The organism is Glycomyces sambucus (assembly GCF_900102815.1).
Classification (GTDB): domain Bacteria; phylum Actinomycetota; class Actinomycetes; order Mycobacteriales; family Micromonosporaceae; genus Glycomyces; species Glycomyces sambucus.
This window is the reverse complement of record NZ_FNGF01000001.1, coordinates 244577-261848: the sequence shown is the minus strand read 5'-3', so window position 1 is coordinate 261848 and position 17272 is coordinate 244577. Positions and strand designations below refer to the sequence as shown.

At 74.7% G+C, this 17272-nt stretch carries 16 protein-coding genes; 6 read left to right on the top strand and 10 right to left on the bottom strand.

Annotated features, from left to right (window positions below; genetic code table 11):
* Nucleotides 1-3: 3 nt before the first annotated feature.
* Nucleotides 4-1455: a MocR-like pyridoxine biosynthesis transcription factor PdxR gene (gene pdxR, locus BLS99_RS01220; protein WP_091042140.1), complete on the bottom strand. Its 1452-nt coding sequence runs from the start codon at nt 1453-1455 to the stop codon at nt 4-6.
* 589 nt (nt 1456-2044) lie between these two features.
* Here pdxR and BLS99_RS01215 point away from each other — a divergent pair.
* The 3 genes from BLS99_RS01215 (at nt 2045) to BLS99_RS01205 (ending at nt 4264) form a co-directional block, all read left to right on the top strand.
* Nucleotides 2045-2848, top strand: coding sequence for a SigB/SigF/SigG family RNA polymerase sigma factor (locus tag BLS99_RS01215; protein WP_091042135.1), 804 nt, complete (start codon nt 2045-2047; stop codon nt 2846-2848).
* A gap of 110 nt (nt 2849-2958) precedes the next feature.
* The gene (locus BLS99_RS01210; protein WP_091042130.1) at nt 2959-3573 is read left to right on the top strand and encodes an ArsR/SmtB family transcription factor; all 615 of its coding nucleotides are present in this window, start codon (nt 2959-2961) and stop codon (nt 3571-3573) included.
* Nucleotides 3566-4264, top strand: a complete 699-nt coding sequence (locus tag BLS99_RS01205; protein ID WP_091042128.1) for an SRPBCC family protein — start codon at nt 3566-3568, stop codon at nt 4262-4264. Before BLS99_RS01210 ends, BLS99_RS01205 begins: the two co-directional genes overlap by 8 nt.
* Nucleotides 4265-4344: 80 nt before the next feature.
* On the opposite strand, the gene BLS99_RS01200 is transcribed toward BLS99_RS01205, so the two are convergent.
* Entirely contained in the window at nt 4345-5007 is a 663-nt protein-coding gene (locus BLS99_RS01200; RefSeq protein ID WP_143034648.1) for a hypothetical protein, read from the bottom strand.
* Between the two features lie 150 nt (nt 5008-5157).
* Here BLS99_RS01200 and BLS99_RS01195 point away from each other — a divergent pair, with 150 nt between their 5' ends.
* The gene (locus BLS99_RS01195) at nt 5158-6153 is read left to right on the top strand and encodes an EamA family transporter (protein ID WP_245712121.1); all 996 of its coding nucleotides are present in this window, start codon (nt 5158-5160) and stop codon (nt 6151-6153) included.
* On the opposite strand, the gene BLS99_RS01190 is transcribed toward BLS99_RS01195, so the two are convergent.
* The 5 genes from BLS99_RS01190 to BLS99_RS01170 form a co-directional block, all read right to left on the bottom strand.
* Entirely contained in the window at nt 6150-6722 is a 573-nt protein-coding gene (locus BLS99_RS01190; RefSeq protein WP_091042122.1) for a hypothetical protein, read from the bottom strand. The two genes, BLS99_RS01195 and BLS99_RS01190, sit on opposite strands and share 4 nt — an antisense overlap.
* An 8-nt stretch (nt 6723-6730) precedes the next feature.
* Complete coding sequence (locus BLS99_RS01185) at nt 6731-7507, bottom strand: maleylpyruvate isomerase family mycothiol-dependent enzyme (protein ID WP_176953157.1); 777 nt, start codon at nt 7505-7507, stop codon at nt 6731-6733.
* A 103-nt stretch (nt 7508-7610) separates the two neighbouring features.
* Nucleotides 7611-10154, bottom strand: coding sequence for a tetratricopeptide repeat protein (locus BLS99_RS01180; RefSeq protein WP_091042115.1), 2544 nt, complete (start codon nt 10152-10154; stop codon nt 7611-7613).
* A gap of 88 nt (nt 10155-10242) precedes the next feature.
* Nucleotides 10243-11550: an MFS transporter gene (locus BLS99_RS01175; RefSeq protein ID WP_176953156.1), complete on the bottom strand. Its 1308-nt coding sequence runs from the start codon at nt 11548-11550 to the stop codon at nt 10243-10245.
* A 363-nt stretch (nt 11551-11913) separates the two neighbouring features.
* Complete coding sequence (locus BLS99_RS01170) at nt 11914-12495, bottom strand: TetR/AcrR family transcriptional regulator (protein ID WP_091042109.1); 582 nt, start codon at nt 12493-12495, stop codon at nt 11914-11916.
* 90 nt (nt 12496-12585) lie between these two features.
* Between BLS99_RS01170 and BLS99_RS01165 the strand changes: the two genes are divergently transcribed.
* Nucleotides 12586-13992 (top strand): MFS transporter, encoded by a 1407-nt coding sequence (locus BLS99_RS01165; protein ID WP_091042106.1) that lies wholly within the window; start codon nt 12586-12588, stop codon nt 13990-13992.
* Nucleotides 13993-14040: 48 nt separating this feature from the next.
* On the opposite strand, the gene BLS99_RS01160 is transcribed toward BLS99_RS01165, so the two are convergent.
* Together BLS99_RS01160 and BLS99_RS01155 are read right to left on the bottom strand one after the other, a co-directional pair.
* Complete coding sequence (locus BLS99_RS01160) at nt 14041-15045, bottom strand: PLL family lectin (protein ID WP_091042101.1); 1005 nt, start codon at nt 15043-15045, stop codon at nt 14041-14043.
* 213 nt (nt 15046-15258) lie between these two features.
* Nucleotides 15259-15732, bottom strand: a complete 474-nt coding sequence (locus BLS99_RS01155) for an iron chaperone (RefSeq protein WP_091042098.1) — start codon at nt 15730-15732, stop codon at nt 15259-15261.
* 183 nt (nt 15733-15915) lie between these two features.
* Between BLS99_RS01155 and BLS99_RS01150 the strand changes: the two genes are divergently transcribed.
* The gene (locus tag BLS99_RS01150) at nt 15916-16608 is read left to right on the top strand and encodes a hypothetical protein (RefSeq protein ID WP_091042095.1); all 693 of its coding nucleotides are present in this window, start codon (nt 15916-15918) and stop codon (nt 16606-16608) included.
* 4 nt (nt 16609-16612) lie between these two features.
* On the opposite strand, the gene BLS99_RS01145 is transcribed toward BLS99_RS01150, so the two are convergent.
* Nucleotides 16613-17263, bottom strand: a complete 651-nt coding sequence (locus BLS99_RS01145; RefSeq protein ID WP_091042091.1) for a VOC family protein — start codon at nt 17261-17263, stop codon at nt 16613-16615.
* Nucleotides 17264-17272: the final 9 nt, after the last annotated feature.

Sequence of the window (17272 nt, the reverse complement as noted above, 5' to 3'; positions counted from 1 at the left end):
CCGCTACCGCGGCGGCAGCGCCCGGCACAGGGCCTCGACCGCCGGACGGTACCGGTGCTCGGGCGGCGCCGCGTAGCCGACGACCAGCCCGTCCCGTTGCGGCTCAGGGCTCCCGGGGTGGCGGAACGCCGCGAGCCCGTCGAGGGCCACCCCCAGCCGCCCGGCCGCCTGCACCGTCGACGCTTCCGTGCCCTCGGGCAGGCGCAGCACCGCGTGCAGCCCCGCCGCGACGCCCGTCGCCTCCACGTGCGGCGCGTGCTCGGCCAGCGCCGCGACGAGGAGGTTCCGGCGCTCCCGGTAGCGCTGGCGCATGCGGCGCACGTGCCGGTCGTAGTGCCCCGACTCGATGAACGCCGCGAGCGCGAGCTGGTCGGTGACCCCGGTCCACGCCTCGCGCAGGCCCTTCGCGGCCAGGACGGCGTCGACCAGGTGCGGCGGGAGGACCATCCAGCCCAGGCGGACCGCGGGGGACAGGCTCTTGCTCACCGACCCGATGTAGACAACGTGGTCGGGGTCGAGGCCCTGCACGGCGCCGATCGGCTCGCGGTCGTATCGGAACTCGCCGTCGTAGTCGTCCTCGACCACCACGCCGCCGCGGCCCCGCGCCCAGTCGACGGCGGCGGCGCGGCGCTCGGCGTGGAGCGGCCCGCCCGTGGGGAACTGGTGGGCCGGGGTGAGGAGCACCGCCCGTGCCCCGTGCCGGGAGGTCGTCTCCGGAAGGGACGCGAGCTGATCGGTCCTCGCCCCCTCGGAGTCGAGCCCGATCGGGACCGTGCGGACGCCGGCGCCGGCGAGGAGCCCGCGGTGGAACGGCAGGCTGTACGGCTCGACCGCGAGCGGGCCCGGCAGGACGCCGCCGCCGAACAGCAGCCGCAGCCCGTGGGCGAACCCGGCGCAGACGACGATCTGGTCCGGCGAGGCCGCCACCCCGCGCACGCGCGCCAGGTACTCGGCGAGGGCCCGGCGCAGCTCGGGGCGCCCGTGCGGGTCGGGCGGGCCGAACGCGTCGTGCGGCGCCGCGTTGAGCGCGCGGCGGACCGCGCTCGCCCAGGCCGCGCGCGGGAACGAGGTCGCGTCGGGCTGCCCCTGGCGCAGGTCGTGGACCACGCCCGCTCCGGCCGGGGACTTCTTGGGGACGCGCCTCGGCTTCGCCGCCGCCCGTTCGGCGACCCGCGTCCCCGAGCCCTGCCGGGCCGTCAGCCAGCCCTCGGCCACCAGCTCCGCGTACGCGTCGGCGACGGTGTTGCGCGCGACCCCCAGGTCCGCGGCGAGCGTCCGGTACGGCGGCAGCAGCGTCCCGGGCGCGAGCCGCCCGCTGCGCACCGCCTCCCGCAGGGCCGCCGCCACGGCCGCGCGCCGCGGCCCCTCGGGCGCGAGCGCGAGCAGCAGGTCCGTACCCGACCGCGGGGCGTCGCCCTCGGCGCGGATCGCGGAATTGACCCGGGAATCCGACATGGAAACGCACTCCTTCGATGGGTCGCCTCGCCCCTAGGCTAGCCCCATGACCGACACCGCCGCCCCGCGTCGACTTCGCGGGCCGGCGGTCGCGTCCCCGACGAGGTCTACCGCCGCGCCGCCGACCGCTTCGACGACGTCGCGCTCGCGCAGCTCATCGGGGTGGTCCTGGCCGCCGACACCTGGAACCGGATCGCGCTCGCCACCGGCAGGACCCCGGGCTGACGGCCGCACCGCCCCAGGTCCCCTCCGCGGGGGCCGGGCCGTCCGAGAACGGCACGTTACGGGGGTTTAGAAAAATCCCTAATGGTCACCTTGGCGACAGTGCTCCCGATTCGGGCTAGGCTCGGAACATCGATGGAGCCGCTCGTGCGCTGTGCGGACCGTCCCTTGAGGGGTCCGGTCCAGAGCAGAAGCGAATACGGTTCGGGCCCTCCACGCCGATGCCGGGTACGGCGGTCCTCAAACCGCCCGGGGCTCTTCCCATCGCAGGGGCCGTGCCGGTCGCAGCCCGGGTCCGCCTGGTCGATCCGAGACCCGCCCCGCTGCGGGTCTGACGCACCAGAAGACCGCAAGGCGGTGGCCCACCATGGCACCCGAGCACGACCCGAATCTGAAGAGATCCACCCGCGGCCGCGACGACTACCGGCAGTTCCGTCCCCTGTTCGAGCGGATGGCCGCCCTCGACGACGACGACCCGCAGCGTCGGACGCTCCGCGAGGAGCTCATCTGCGGGCACCTCCCCCTGGCCGAGCACATCGCGTTCCGCTACGCCGGCAAGGGGATCGCGAAGGACGACCTGATCCAGGTCGCGTCCGTGGGCCTCATCCACGCGATCGACCGCTTCGACCCGTCGCTGGGAAAGGACTTCCTGGCGTTCGCCGTCCCCACCGTGATGGGCGAGGTGCGGCGCCACTTCCGCGACACCTCGTGGCCCATGCGCGTCCCGCGGCGCCTCCAGGAGCTGCGCATCGCCATCAACAACGCGAGCGCCGAGCTCTCGCACTCGCTCGGGCGACCGCCCACCGATCCCGAGCTCGCCGAGCACCTGGGCGTCTCCGAAGCCGAAGTGGGCGAGGGGCAGCAGGCCCGGCAGGCGTACCGGTCGGTCTCCCTGGACGAGCCGGTCCGCGCCGACTCCCGCGGCACGCTGGCCGAGTCCATCGGCGACGAGGACCTGGCCCTGCGCCTGGTCGACGACCACGAGGCCCTGGTCCCGCTCCTGCGCCGGCTCCCCGAGCGCGAGCAGCGCATCCTGGCGCTGCGCTTCTTCGGGGAGAAGACCCAGGCCCAGATCGGCGAGGAGGTCGGCCTCTCGCAGATGCACGTCTCCCGCCTCCTGAAGTCGACGCTCGAAGAACTCCGCCGGGACCTGTCCGCCGGCGCCTCCTGACGCCCGTGCGCGACCGCGCTCGGGCGACCGCTCGCCGAGCGTTTCCACTCGACTCCGCGAGCGGTCGCGCCCCATTTGACAAATGAAACTGTCAAATGCATACTGTGGCCATGAGCAGCGCCATCACGTTCGTCGACGACCCCGACCGGGTCCTCGCCGCGCTGACCCCCATGCGCCGCGACCTGCTGCACCGCCTGAGGGAACCCGCGTCGGCCACCCAGCTCGCCGCCGCGCTCGACCTGCCGCGCCAGCGCGTGAACTACCACCTGCGGGCCATGGAGGCGGCCGGGCTCGTGGAGCTGGTCGAGGAGCGCCGCCGCCGCGGCTTCACCGAGCGCGTCCTGCGCGCCATCCCGGGCGCGTTCATCGTCGACCCGACGCTGCTGCGCCCCGCGGACGACGGCACCGATCCCATCGCGCACCTCCAGGACCGCTTCGCGGCCGACCACCTCGTCGGGACCGCCGCCGCCACCGTGCGCGACGTCGCCCGCATGCAGGCCAAGGCCGACGAGCAGGGGAAGCGCCTGCTCACGTTCACGATCGAGGCCGACCTGCGCTTCGCGAGCGCCGCCGACGTGCACCGGTTCACCGACCGGCTCGCCGCGGCCCTGCGCGAGGCCGCGGACGAGTTCGACACCCCCGGCGGCCGCCCGTACCGGGTGGTCGCCGGCGGCCATCCCGCCCCTGCAACCGTTCCGACCGAACAGGAGTCACCCGATGCATGACGACCCGACGCCGCAGATCCAGGTCACCGTGGCGGCGCCCGCCGACGAGGTGTGGCGCGCGCTGCGCGACCGGACCCGCGTCCGCCAGTGGCACGGCTGGGACGCGCCCGAACTCGACGCCGAGATCGACTCGATCTACTTCGGCGACATCGAGGAGGACGCCGAGAAGCGCACGCTGACCGCCAACGGCGGCGACCGCTTCGCCGTCGAGGCGGACGGCGACGGCGCCCGGGTCGTCCTCACCCGCGCGCCCTTGTCGGGCGACCCGGCCTGGGACGTGTACTACGACGAGATCACCGAGGGCTGGACCACGTTCCTGCACCAGCTCCGGTTCGCCGTCGAGCGCGCGTCCGGCGCGCGGCGCCGCACGCTCCTCTTCACCGGCCACGACCGCGCCGACGTGCTCGACCGCCTGGGGCTCAAGGCGGTCGCCGAACTCGCGCCCGGCTCCCGCTACACCGCGTCCGCCGAAGGCCGCGACCTCGCCGGGGAGGTCTGGTTCCGCTCCGCGCACCAGCTCGGCGTCACGGTCGACGCGTGGGGCGAGGGCCTGCTGGTCGTCACCGGCCTCCCGGGTCCGGGCACCGCCGGGACGCCGATGCTCCTGCTGAGCACGTTCGACCTGTCCGAGGAGGCGTTCGCGGACCTGGACCGCCAGTGGTCCGAGGACGGGGCGGGCGCGGCGGAGTGAGCCGCGGACGGAGCCGGCCCGCGCTCCTGTCGAGCCTGCAGACGCTCCTGGAGACCGGCGGACCGCTCCCGGCCTGAACCTCAAGCGCCGTCGGGCTCCCGGTACCGCTCCAGGTACTCGGCCCCGACGTCGGGCATCTCGCCGTCGCCGACCGAGGCGAACCAGATCTCGTTCTCCAGCCAGTACCGGCACAGGAACGCCTCGAACGACTCGGCGCTGAAGCTGACCTCGCCGAGGTCCCTGGCCACGTCGTGCTCCTCCGAGTCGAAGTACTCGGGCGAGCAGACCACGGCGTGGTCGGCGCCGTCCTCGGTGACGTAGAGGTACCAGAACAGGCAGCCCTGCTGGTCGGCGAGGAACCGCACGAAGCGCCCGCCGCCCTCGACCCGGACCGGGGCCCGGTCGAGGTCGATGAAGCACCCGGTGCTCGACCGCACCTTCCCTTGCAGCGCTTCGTCGGCCATGAACTTCGCGAACGCCGCCGGGAGCGGCGTGCCGGTGCGCCCGCACGCGGCCTGCAGCGCGCCGAACTCGGCGGCGGCGTTGCCCGTGATCGGCCACTCCTCCTGGGAGGGAAGGGGTTCGAGCCACGAGAGGTCGCCGTCCAGCGCGAAGGGGACCGGCGGCAGGTCCGCGAACTCGTACCGGCCGTACGTGCCGACGTCGGGCCGTGCCTCCACGCCGAGCTCCGACATGCCGGTGGCCCACCAGTGGGGACGGAAGGGTGCATCCTGTGGTCGCATACGGGCATCCTGCCCGCCGGGTCCGACACCCGCGCCCCGGGGCGCACCGCGCGGCGCCCCCGCGGAATACCGCTTTGCGCCGCGCGATCCGCGGGCTAGCGTCGTGGGCATGAGTCCAGCAGCACGCCCCGGTCGCACTGGGGGACAACGGTGGTTACCGACCTGGACGGCGGCGCGCCCGCGCTCCCCGGGGCGGCGCGCGCCGAGCGGCCCCCGCGGCTGCTCCTCGTCGGGCTCGCGCTCGGCACCGTCTACCTCGTGTGGGGCTCGACCTACCTCGGCATCGGGGTCATGGTCGCCGACATGCCGCCGCTCGCCGCCGCGGGCGGCCGGTTCCTGGTCGCGGGGCTCCTGCTCGGGCTCGTCCTGGCCCTGCGCGGCGGCCGGCGGCGGCTGCGGATCGGCCTCGCCGAACTGCGCTCCTGCGCGCTCCTCGCGCTGCTGCTGCCGGTCCTGGGGCAGGGCATGGTCACCGTCGCCGAGAGTGGCGGCGCCCCTTCGGGTCTGACGGCGCTGCTCGTCGCGGCCGTCCCGCTGTGGGTGCTGCTCTACCGGCGCGTGTCGGGGGAGCGGCCCGTGCGGTCGGCCGTCCTCGGCGCGGTCGTCGGGTTCGCGGGCCTCGCCGCGCTGCTCGCCTTCAACGGCGTGAGCGGCGACTTCCCCTTCTGGACGGTGGCGCTGGTCGCGTTCTCCTCCGTCTCCTGGGCGTTCGGGTCCTGGTCCCAGCCGCGCCTGCGGCTGCCGCGCGACCCGTTCGTCACCACGGTGTACGAGATGCTCATCGGCGGCGCGGCCCTCATCGCCGCGGGGCTGTGCGCGGGGGAGCGGATCGCCCCGGCGTCGTACTCGGCCGCGTCTTGGATCGCGTGGGCCTACCTGGTGATCTTCGGCTCGGTCGTCGCCTTCTCCGCGTACGTCTGGCTGCTCCACTCCGCGCCCGTGTCGCTGGTGGCCACGTACGCCTACGTCAACCCGGTGGTCGCGGTCTTCCTGGGCTGGCTGGTACTGAGCGAGGCCGTGACGGTGCCCATCGTCGCGGGCGGGGCCGTCGTACTGCTCGCCGTGGCGATCGTGCTCAGGGCCGAGCGGCCCCGCCGGAAGCGGGAGTCCACAGAGGATTCCGCATCCGACGGGGCCGTGCCCTAGCCGATGAGCGCGGCCGCCTGGGCCGCCAGATCCTCCAGGTAGGCGTCGGCGTCCGCAGTGGACTGCGCGCTCGGATCGATCCAGCAGAACACCGAGACGGTGGCGCCGCCGTCGAGGACCATGAGCTGGCGCTTCTGCGGCTCGTCGGCGGCGCCCTGCACGAAGTGGAACGCGGCGTCGCCGAAGCCCGCCACCTCGGTCGCGCCCCCGTCGGCGTTGGCCGCCCACCAGGACCGCTCCTCGCTCCAGTACGCCTCCGCCGCATCGGCATCGGTCCATGAGTCGACCACGACGCCGCCGCCGATCGCGCCGTCGTGGCTCCAGTCGCACGCGAGGTCGCCGCCGCTGCCGGGGCCGCCGTCATCGGGACCGGTCCCGAACAGCCGCTCGTACGCGGCGAGGTCGAAGTCGTGGCAGCCCGCGTCCGCGAGGTCCGCGCCGCCCCCGGTGCCGCGCAGTTCGGCGAGGACCAGCAGCGTCGCGGTCATCGCGACCGCGAGCGACGCGACCACCGCGCCGCCGATCAGCCACAGGTTCCGTTCGCGCTGCGGGGGAGGGGGAAGGATCATCGCCGCGGTCAGTCGGTGACCCAGTCCATGTGCTCGATCCAGCGGTCGAGCAGCGCCCGGTCCCCTGCGATCTCCAGTGACGGGGCGGCCGCGAGCGGGCGGCGCCGGCTGATGACGAGGAGCAGGTCGGAGGCCGGGCCGCTCATCGTGAGGTCGGCCTCGCCGTGCGTGCGCTCCAGCGCGACCCGGTCCTGCTCGCGGCGGGCCAGCCACTCCCCGTCCGCGTCGTCCGCGTGGAAGTGCAGGGTCTGGCCGTCGCCGCGCATGCCGTCGGCGAAGTCCGGCCGGTTCTCCCAGTAGCCCTCGGACGTCAAGGTGTCCAGCCAGTCCTCGATCGCCTCGGCCGCGTAGTCGGGCCGCAGCCGGTAGTCGGTGCCGAGCGCCGCGGCGCCGTCCGCGCCGTGGACGCAGATCTCGCCGAAGAGGCGGCGCGACCAGAACGGCACGCCCGCGGCGGCGCCGGAGGGGTCCCACACGGGGGTGTCGTCGCTGACGGACCTGAAGGCCCGCTGCGCCTCGGCCGCGCCCTCGTTGAGCCAGTCGCGCCACAGCGTCGAGTCGGACGGGGCCGGGACGTAGCGGGCGAACGCGTCGCTCGGTTCCGACATCCGGTCGTCGACGAGCATCGTCACCATGCGCTGCACCGAGCCGACGTGGTCGACCAGGTCGAACAGGTTCCACTTCGGACAGGTCGGCACGGGCGCCGCCGCGTCCTTCCCGTCGACCAGGTCGGCGAACTCGCGGGTCTGCCCGACCACGCCGTCCAGATAAGCGGACGTCTCCATAACTGCACCTCCAAGTGCTCCTGTGAACCCCGCCATTGCACCCGCTCCGCGCCGCCGTGGAAAGGCGCCGTTGGAATCGGTTGGAACGCTCCGCGGGCCGGGTTCACTCCGAGGGTAGGCCGGGCGCCGGGCCTGCGGCGCCGTCTTGCGGCAACGCGGCGAGCCGGTCCCGCACGCGCCCGGCCTCGGGGTGGTCCAGGTCGTCGTAGATCTGGAGCGCCCGCGTCCAGGCGTCCCGGGCGGCCCCGGGCCGGCCGGCCGCCTCGTGGGCCTCGCCGAGGTGGACGAGGACGGTGGCCTGGGGGCGGAGGTTGGCGTGCTCGCGGTGGACGGCGAGGGCCCGGCCCAGGTAGTCGACGGCCGCGTCGTAGTGCCCGAGCCGGTGGTGGAGGTAGCCGAGGCTGTCGAGCGGGCCGGCGCTGCCGGACCGGTTGCCGCACTGGAGGTGCAGGGCGAGGGCCCGTTCGCAGTCGGGGATCGCCTCCTCGTAGCGGCCGAGGAGGACGAGGGTCCAGCCGATGCCGCTGAGGGCGCGCGCCTCGCCGTCGAGGCTGCCCGCGGCCCGGTAGTGCTCCAGGGCGTGCCGGAGCAGGTCGAGGCTCGTCTCGGGGAGCCGCTGGCTCTCGCTGACGTGGCTGAGCATGATGCAGGTGTGCGCGAGCCCGGTGTGGTCGCCGAGGCGTTCGAAGACGGCGAGGGCCTGCTCCAGGTGGCGCTGGGCGGTGTCGTGCTGTTCGAGCTGCAAGTGGGAGTAGGCGAGGGTGCGCAGCGCGATCGCGGTGCCCGCGTCGTCGCCGAGCCTGCGGGCCGCCGCGAGCCCGCTGTGCCACACCGCGGCCATCTCGGTCCACGCGCCGCTGTGGTCGAGGAGGTTCGACAGGCTCCACGCCAGGGCCCAGGTGCGGGCGTCGTGCCCGTCGGCATCGGCGCGTGCGCACACGTGGTGGAGCACCCGCTGCTCGGCGCCGAACCACGCCACCGCCTCCTGGGAGGTGCCGGGCCGCTCGGGCGCGGTCCCCTCGGCCGCGGGCGCGAGGACGATCGGGTCGCGGGCGGGCGCGAGCGCCCGGTCGGCGGCGAACGCGCTGTGGAGGTAGTGGTCGAGGAGCCGTGCGACGGCCTCGGCGCGCACCCCGTCGGCGTCGGCGCGGCGGGCGGTGAGCGCGGCGTGGTCGCGGACGAGGTCGTGGAAGGACCACCGCCCCTCGTGCTCGGACACCAGGTTCGCCTCGGCGAGTTCGGCCAGGAGCGCGGCCGTCGCGTCCCGGTCCCGGGCGGTGAGGGACGCGGCGGCCGCGGTGGTCCAGTCGGGTCCGGGGTGGAGCCCGAGGAGCCGGTAGGTGCGGCGGGCGCCCGCCGAGAGGTGCCGGTAGGAGGCGTCGAGGACGGCCGTCACGGCGAGGGCGGGATCGGTGGGGCCCACCGCGAGCGCGTCCATGCGCCGGTCGGTGAGCGCCGCGGCGTACTCGCGGAGGGAGACCTGCTCGGGGCGGGCGCGGGTGAGGTAGTTGGCCGCGGCGATCTGGAGCGCGAGCGGCAGGTGCCCGCAGGCGTCGGCGAGGGCGTCGATGTCGGCGTCGGCGGTCGACTTGGCGATGAGGGCTCCGATGAGCTTGCGCAGCAGGGAGCCCGACTCGCGGGTGGTGAGGACGTCGAGCGGCACGTGGGTGACGGGGCCGCCGGTGACGTCGAGCCCCTGGAGCCGGTTGCGGCTGGTGACGAGGGTGAGGCATCCGGGTCCGGCGGGCAGGAGCGGGCGCACCTGCGGTTCGGCGTGGGCGTTGTCGAGCACGAGCAGGAGGCGGCGCCCGGCGACGGTCTCCCGGTAGCGGGCGGCGAGCGCGTCGGTGTCGGCGGGGAGCGTCGCGGGGTCGGCGCCGAACTGCTGGAGGAGCTTGCGCAGCGCGGTGTCCACGCTGAGCGGCGGGGTCTCGGCGTACCCGTTCAGGTCGAGGTAGAGGCACCCGTCGGTGAAGGTCGCGCGGACCTCCCGCGTCCGCGCCCAGTGCACGGCGAGGGCGGTCTTCCCGGTGCCGCCCATGCCGGTGAGGGCGGCGACGACCGCGGTGTCGCCGCGGGCGTGCCGGGCGAGGAGGCGGTCGAGGCGCCGCCGCTCCTCGGTGCGGCCGGTGAAGGTGCGGTTCCCGGCGGGCAGGGCGCGGGCGGGCCAGTCGGCGCCCGGGTCGGCGGCGGGGCGCAGGGAGGTCCCGGTGAGGCGGCGCCGGACCTCGTCGAGGCGGACCCGCTGGCGCAGGTCGAGGTCGAGGGCGGGGTGGCTGAGGAACAGGTCGAAGCGGTCGGGTTCGTCGCCGACCGGCGGCGGGGGCAGGTGGTCGCCTTTGAGCCAGTTGTAGACCGTGGAGGTGCTGACGGACTCGGTGGCGTCCGCGAGGTCGCGGACGGTGCGCCCGGTGTCGGCGATGCGGGCGCGCAGCCAGGCGCCGAGCTTCGCGGCGGTGTCGAGGTGCGCGAACTCGGCGGCGTCGGGGTCGCCGCCGGCCTGGGCGATCCAGCGCCGTACGACCTCCTCGGCGACGCCGAGGCGGCGCGCGGTGTCGGCGGCGGCCTCGCCGGTGCGGGCCATGTGGTCGGTCAGGAGCGCGGCCAGCCGCTCGGTGAGCGGCGGCGGGGACGCCGGTGAAGCCATGGGTGCCTCCGTGGTGAAGCCGCCGCGGCCACCGGGCCGCGGCGGGCCGGGATTTTACCATTCGGACGGAGCCTGGCGCCAGTCCTTGTTACCCCGGTACTCGCGATCGCGCATGTCGTTCCCTCCTTCCGGTGCTCGTGCCGGCGGCGGCCGCGTCTCGAGGCAGGGCCTCAGACGCGTCCGCCGGTGGTGGTTCAGGGGCGCGGCCGAGGCGCGCGTGGAGGCCGACGGCGACGGCGGCGACCGATCCGACGGCGCCGGACAGGGCGATCGCGACCGAGGGGGTGACGGCCTCGGCGAGGAGCCCGGCGAGGGCCATGCCGAGGCCCTGCGCGGTCTGGAGCCCCGCGGCGGCGAAGCCGATCGCTCTGGCGCGCATGCCGTCCGGGATGCGCTCGGTGAACGCGACCTGGGCGAGGACCATGTAGGACCCGAAGAGTCCCGAGAGCGTCCAGAGCACGAGGGTCACCGGCAGGCCCGGCCCGGCGAGGGTGAGCACGAGCGGCACGCCCGTGGCCGCGGCGAGCGGGATCGTGAGGTTGCGGCGCAGGGTCGGGCCGAGGCGCGCGACGAGGATCATCCCGACCGCGGCGCCGACGACGTCGGCGGCCATGAGCCAGCCGACGGCCGCGTTCCCGGCGCCGATCTGCGCCGCGTAGGGCACGGCCAGGGCCTCGGGGACGACGAAGCACCCGAACAGCCAGGTCATCCCGGCCAGGCCGAGGAGGCGCCGGTCGGCGGTGACGTACCGGATGCCCGCGAGCGCGAAGCCGCTCCTGGAACCGGTGCCGGCCGAGGCCGCGTCCGGCAGGTGCGGCCGCAGGCCGACCCGGAGCACGATCGCGGAGAGCGTGAAGGTCAGCGTGTTGACGGCGATCGCGAGGTGCGGACTGCCGGTGGCGGCGACGAGCGCCCCGCCGAGCGTGAAGCCGAGGATCTGCGCGATGCCGTCGGAGGCGCTCATGATCCCCTGCCCCACCGGGAACAGCGGCCCGGGCAGGACCCGCGGGGTGGTCGCGGTGCGGGCCGCGGAGAACAGCGGGTGCGGGCAGGTGACGAGCAGGACCAGGACCGCGAGGACCGGCAGCGGCAGCGTCGGGATGATCATGAGGGCGCTGAGCGCGGCCCTGATGACCTCGGTGGCGACCATGACGGTGCGGCGCGGGTACCGGTCGGCGATCCCGGCCAGGAGCGGCGCCGTGATGAGCGGCGGGATGAGCGTCATCGCGTACACGAGCGCGGTGATCGCGGCCGAGTCGGTGCGCGCGAACACCAGCAGGGCGAGCGCGACCCGCGCGAACTGGTCGCCCATGCGGGACTGGACCTGGGCGAGCCACAGGACCCTGAACTCGCCGATGGCGACCACGTCGCGGAATCTTGCCGTCCGCTCGGACATGCGGCTCCTCCGGTTCACCGCGGACGGAACGCCGCGGACGAGGGCCATTGCACCCGCACCGGGCCCGAATCGGAAGGGCCGGTTGGAATCCGTTGGATCTGCGCACCGGGGACACCGCGGGGCGCCGCACGCGGGGACGGCCGGAGCCGGGACCCGGCGCGGGTCCCGGCTCCGGCCTCGGGTGCCACGTGTTCGAGAGCCGGGCATCCTCGGTGTGCTTACTGCCAGTCGTCTTCCCGGCGGTATTCGCGGTCGCGCACGGCTGCCTCCTCTCGTGGTTCGCAAGGTGCCGCGATACTCCCGCGAACCCGCGCCCGCCGGAAGGCGCGGTTGGAAAGCCCTGGAACCGGGCCGCCGCAGCGTCTAGGCGGGCGGGCGCAGGACCGCGTTCACGGTGGCGACCGCGGTCTCGGCGACGTTCGCCTCGGTGAGGTTCCCGGCCCGCAGCTGCTCGGCGGCGCCGTGCAGGACGTACTGGATGACGCTCACCAGCCACGGGAGCGGCAGGTCGGTGCGGAAGACGCCCTCGCGCTGGCCGCGGCGCAGCAGGTCCTCGACGCGCTTGGCCGGGTCGGCGTGGAGTTCGCGCAGCCGCCCGGACGGCAGGACCCCTTGGGCCGCTTCGAGGAGCGCCGCGGACTCGGCGACCAGCGACCAGCTCGACGCCAGCAGCCGGTCCAGCGCCTCCTGCGGATCGCCCTCCAGGTCGACGCCCGCGAGGACCGCCTCGCCCGCCTCCAGCGCCGCCGACAGCGCGGCCTCCACGAGGTCGGCGCGGGTCTTGAAGTGCCCGTAGAGGGTCATGCGCCCGACGCCGGCCTCGGCGGCGATCGCGTCGATGGTGGCGTCGGGGTCCTCGGTCAGGCGCGCGCGTGCGGCGGCGACGATGCGGGCGATGCTGCGCTCGGCGTCGGCGCGCCGGCGCGGTCGGGTCTGCGAAACCATGCCCCCAGTTTATCTCGTACGGGAATATACGAGTTAAGCTCTCGGTTATAACTCGTACTCCAACATACGACTTATCACCGGAGGGTGGTCATGACCAACCAGGAAACCCACGCGACCCCCGCGGCGCCCAACCCGCCGCACCCCCAGCGCTGGCGCCTGCTCGGACTCCTCGGCGCGGCCCAGCTCATGCTCATCGTGGACGTCACCGTCGTGGCGATCGCGCTGCCGCACATCGACACCGAACTCGGCCTCAGCCGCGAAGCGCTCACCTGGGCGGTGAGCGCGTACACCCTGGCCTTCGGCGGGCTCATGCTCCTCGGCGGCCGGATCGCCGACCTCGCCGGCGCCAAGCGCGTCGTCCTGGCGGGCCTGCTCCTGTTCACCGCCGCGTCGCTCGCGACCGGCCTCGCCGACTCCACCGGGATGCTCCTGGGCGGGCGCATCGCCCAGGGCGTCGGCGCCGCGCTCATGTCGCCGGCGGCCCTGTCGCTGGTCGTCACCCTCTTCGACGGCCCCGAACGCCACAAGGCCCTCGGCGTGTGGTCCGCGCTCGGCGGCGGGGGCGCGGCCCTCGGCCTGCTCCTGGGCGGCCTGCTCACCGCCGGACCCGGCTGGTCCTGGGTGTTCTACATCAACGTCCCGATCGGCGCCGTCCTCGCCGTCGCGCTCGCGGTCATGCTCCCGCGCCCGGTCCCGGCCGCCGCCCGCGCCCGCCTCGACGTGCTCGGCGCCCTGCTGGTCACCGCCTCTTCGGCGGTGCTCATCTACGCGCTCATCGGCGCGGGCGACCGCGGCTGGTTCACGGCCGCGACAGGCGGGCTCGTGCTCGCCGCGCTGGTCGGCTACGGCCTGTTCGCCCTGTGGCAGCGGACCGCGAAGTCCCCGCTCATGGACCTCGCGCTGCTGGTGCGCCGCCCGGTGGCGACCGGCACGTTCCTGATCCTCATGGCGACGGCGCTCATGATCGCCGGGTTCTTCTTGGGCACCTTCTACTTCCAGCACACGCTGGAGTACGGGGCCCTGCGCACCGGCCTGCTGTTCCTGCCGGTCGCGGTCGCGACCATGCTGGGCGCCAACGCCACAGGGAGGCTCCTCGCCAAGACCGGCGGCCGGCCGCTCGCCGTCACCGGCCTGCTCGTGGCCGCCGCCGGGCTCACCGTCCCGGCACTGTGGACGCACCCGGCCGCGGTGACCGCGGGCGTGGCCGTCGCCGGGGCCGGAACGGGGGCGCTGTTCGTGGTCGCCTCCGCCACCGCGCTCGGCCAGGTCGCCCCGCACGAGGCGGGCGTCGCCTCGGGGATCGTGAGCACCTTCCACGAGTTCGGCGCCTCGATCGGCGCCGCGGTCGTCTCCAGCGTCGCGGCCGCGAGCATCGTCGGCGACACCCTCGACGGGTTCACCGACGGATTCGCGGTGGCGGCGGTCGCCGCCGCGGTCGGCGCGGTCGTCGCCGGGCTCCTGACCCCGCCCCGCGCCCGCGCGGCGGACGCTCACTGAGACGGCACCGGGGCCCGCGGCGCACGCCGCGGGCCCCGGTCCGGTCCTCTACGCGATCGGCGTCCCGGCCAGCGCCAGCTCGCCCGGCTGCGCCGACATCCCGGCGGACGAGACCGTGCCGACCTTCTGCCAGGTGCCGTCGGTGCGGCGGATCGTGTGCTTGACGACCTGCCCGGCGTCGGTCAGGTCGATCATCCCGAGCTGCATCTCCCCGCCCACGTTGGCGGCGCTGATCGCGATGGGCTGGAGGCCGCTCAGCGCGGACGGCTTGGCGAACTTCTGCCAGGTGCCGTCCCCCTTGCGGATCGCGTGGTAAAGCGCGTAACCGGCGGACCGGGCGACGACCTGGAGCTGCGCCCCGGTCCCCGCCAGCGCGACCCGGCTGACGTCGCCGATCTGCCCGGCGCCGGTCTCGACGTTGGCCCACGAGCCCCAGGTCCCGTCCGCCGCGCGGATGTTCAGGAAGATCGCGCCGTCGACCACCGCGGCCACGTGCAGGGTGGACCCCACCCGGGTGGCGGCCAGGTGCGTGACGCTCGCGAACGTGCGCAGCCGCACCCACGCGGCGTCCCAGGTGCCGTCGGCGCCCCGCGAGGTGTGGCGCACGGCCCCGTTCGCGGCGGTGAAGACGTGGAGCCGCCCGTCGAGCGAGGTCGCCGCGACCTGGGCGAGGCCGGTCGTGCCCCCGGTCGAGGGGATCGTCTCGAACGGCGTCCACGTGCCGTCGGCGGCGCTGCGGAAGCGGTGCCGCGGCGCCTGGCCGTTGATCGAGGCGACCACATGGAGGTCCGTGGACACGCCCGAGGCGGCGACGTAGTACAGCGTGCCGTCGGTGTCGAGCCCGCTCCAGCTCGGGTCCCAGGTGCCGCTCCCGAGCCGCGTCCGGTGCATCAGGCCGCCGTTCGCCATGCCCGCCAGCAGGTGCGCGTTCCAGTCGGCGGGGGCCGCCGAGGCCGCGGCGGGTGCGAGCGAGCCGAGCCCGGTGCCGAGCAGCGCGGCGGCCGGGACGGCGAGGAGCGTCTTGTGGAACCGGCGGCGATCGATTGCGGTCATGTGGAGTCCTTCTGCCTGGGCTGATGGTCCCGGCAAGTCTCACCGCGCCCGTGCCCCCGGACAAGGCGGGACACCGGCGGCCCACCGGCGGGATCCGGCCAGGACCGCCCGCGGGGGTCCGGAGCGTCGGGACCGCGCGGGCGGGCCCACGGACGACGCCGAACGGCCCCGCATCAGGCGGGGCCGTTCGGCGTCGGTACGTGCGGGAGGCGGCTAACCCGCGGCCTTCGCCACCAGCGCCGCGATCTTCTCCTCCACCGCGGAGGTCATCTCGGTCAGCGCGAACGCGGTCGGCCAGAGGTCGCCGTCGTCGAGGGCCGCCTCGTCGTTGAAACCGAGGGTCGCGTAGCGGGCCTTGAACTTCTGCGCGCTCTGGAAGAAGCACACGACCTTGCCGTTCCGGGCGTACGCGGGCATCCCGTACCAGGTCTTCGGGGTCAGGCCCGGCGCGTGCTCGGTGACGATCTTGTGCAGCGCCTCGGCGAGGACGCGGTCGTTCCCCTCCATCTCGGCGATCTTGGCGAGCACGTCGGCCTCGCCGTCGGCCTTGGTCGCCCGCTTCCCGCGCCGCTGCTCCGTCTTCAGCTCCGCGGCGTGCTCCTTCATCGCCGAGCGCTCGTCCTCGGAGAAACCGACGCTGCCGCTCTTGGCGGCGGTGCTCTTCACGGTGGTCTTCTTGGCGGTCATCACGGGCTCCTTCAGCATCGTCCTCTGTTGGATCCGAGCCTAGTTTTCCCTGCTGAACCGCGCTTCTCGATTCGTGATCGATCCTCCCGGCCGCCCCGAACCGCCCGTGGAAGAGGCCGCGAGCGACCGGACCGCCGCCCCGGCCGCTGGCGGTTCGCGGCGTTCTCGGGTTGGATCGCAGACATGAGCATCCACTCCTTCCACCTCGCCCGGCCGCCGCTGCCCCAGGCGGTCGGCGCGCTGCGGCGCCCGCCCGCGGCGCCGGGGCTGCGGCACATGGAGGTGCTGGCCGGGATGGAGCTCGGCGCGCCCGTGGTGTCGCCGCGCCGGATGCTGCTGCGGCGGCTCGCCGTGTTCGCCGAGTGGGAGGACGAGGCGGCACTGGAGGCGTTCCTCGCCGAGGACCGGTTCGGCCGCACCCTCGCCGCCGGCTGGCATGTGCGCCTGGCGTTCCTGCGCCGCTGGGGGAGCGTGCGCGAACTCGACCACCTCCCGGCCGAGACCGGCCGCACCGACCCCGCCGAGCCCGTCGTGGCGGTGACCCTCGCGCGCATGCGCCTGCCGGAGCTGCCGCGGTTCCTCCACTGGGGCAGGCCGGTCGAGCGCCAGGTCCGGGACCACCCGGAGACGACGCTCGCGCTGGCGGCGATGCGGCCGGTCCGCACGGTCGCCACGTTCTCGGTCTGGACCAGCTCCCGCGCGATGACCGGCATGGTCTTCGGCCGGGGCGCCGACGCGCACGTCCACCACGAGGCGATGGCCGAGCGCGAGCGCCGCGACTTCCACCACGAGTTCACCACCATGCGGTTCCGCCCGCTCTCGGAGCACGGCGCATGGCAGGGGCGGACCGGCATCGTCCCCGGCGTCCGCGGCTAGGACCTCAGTCGCGTCCGACCCAGGTGGCCAGGTCGACCTCGTTGCCCTCGGGGTCGGCGAGCGTCCAGTGCATGGGGGCGTTGCGGTCCGACACGAGCGTGCCGCCCGCGGCGAGCGCCGCCGCGACCCGCGCCTCGGCCTGCTCGTGCGGCACGCCGACGTCGATGTGGATGCGGTTGCGCCCGGTCCGCATGACGTCCATCTGCTGCACGAAGACCGGCGGGTACAACCCGTCCGGGTCGGCGATGTCGGAGTCGCCGACCATCTCGTAGCCGAGCACGGCGCACCAGAACGCCCGGACCCGGTCGACGTCGAGGGCGTCGAGCGCGAACTCCCAGGTGCGGGTCGCACCCGGATCGGCCGCGACGCCGAGTCCCTTCGCGGTCGCGGAGATCCGCTGGGCCAGGAGCAGGTCCGCCTCGGTCAGGGACCAGTGCTCCCTGGTGACCAGGCGGACCTCCACCACCGCGCCGCGGAGGTTGACGTCGGGGTGGTGCCCGGCCTCCTCGGCGAGGCGGCCGATCTCGGCGACCAGGCGCACGCCGGTGGCGAAGTCGCCGGTGCGGTAGAGCGCGAACGCCACCGACCACAGGACCCGCCAGTCGTCGACGCCCTCGGCCTCGTGGAACCGCTTCGGTGTGATGAGAACCGTCATGCCGTCATC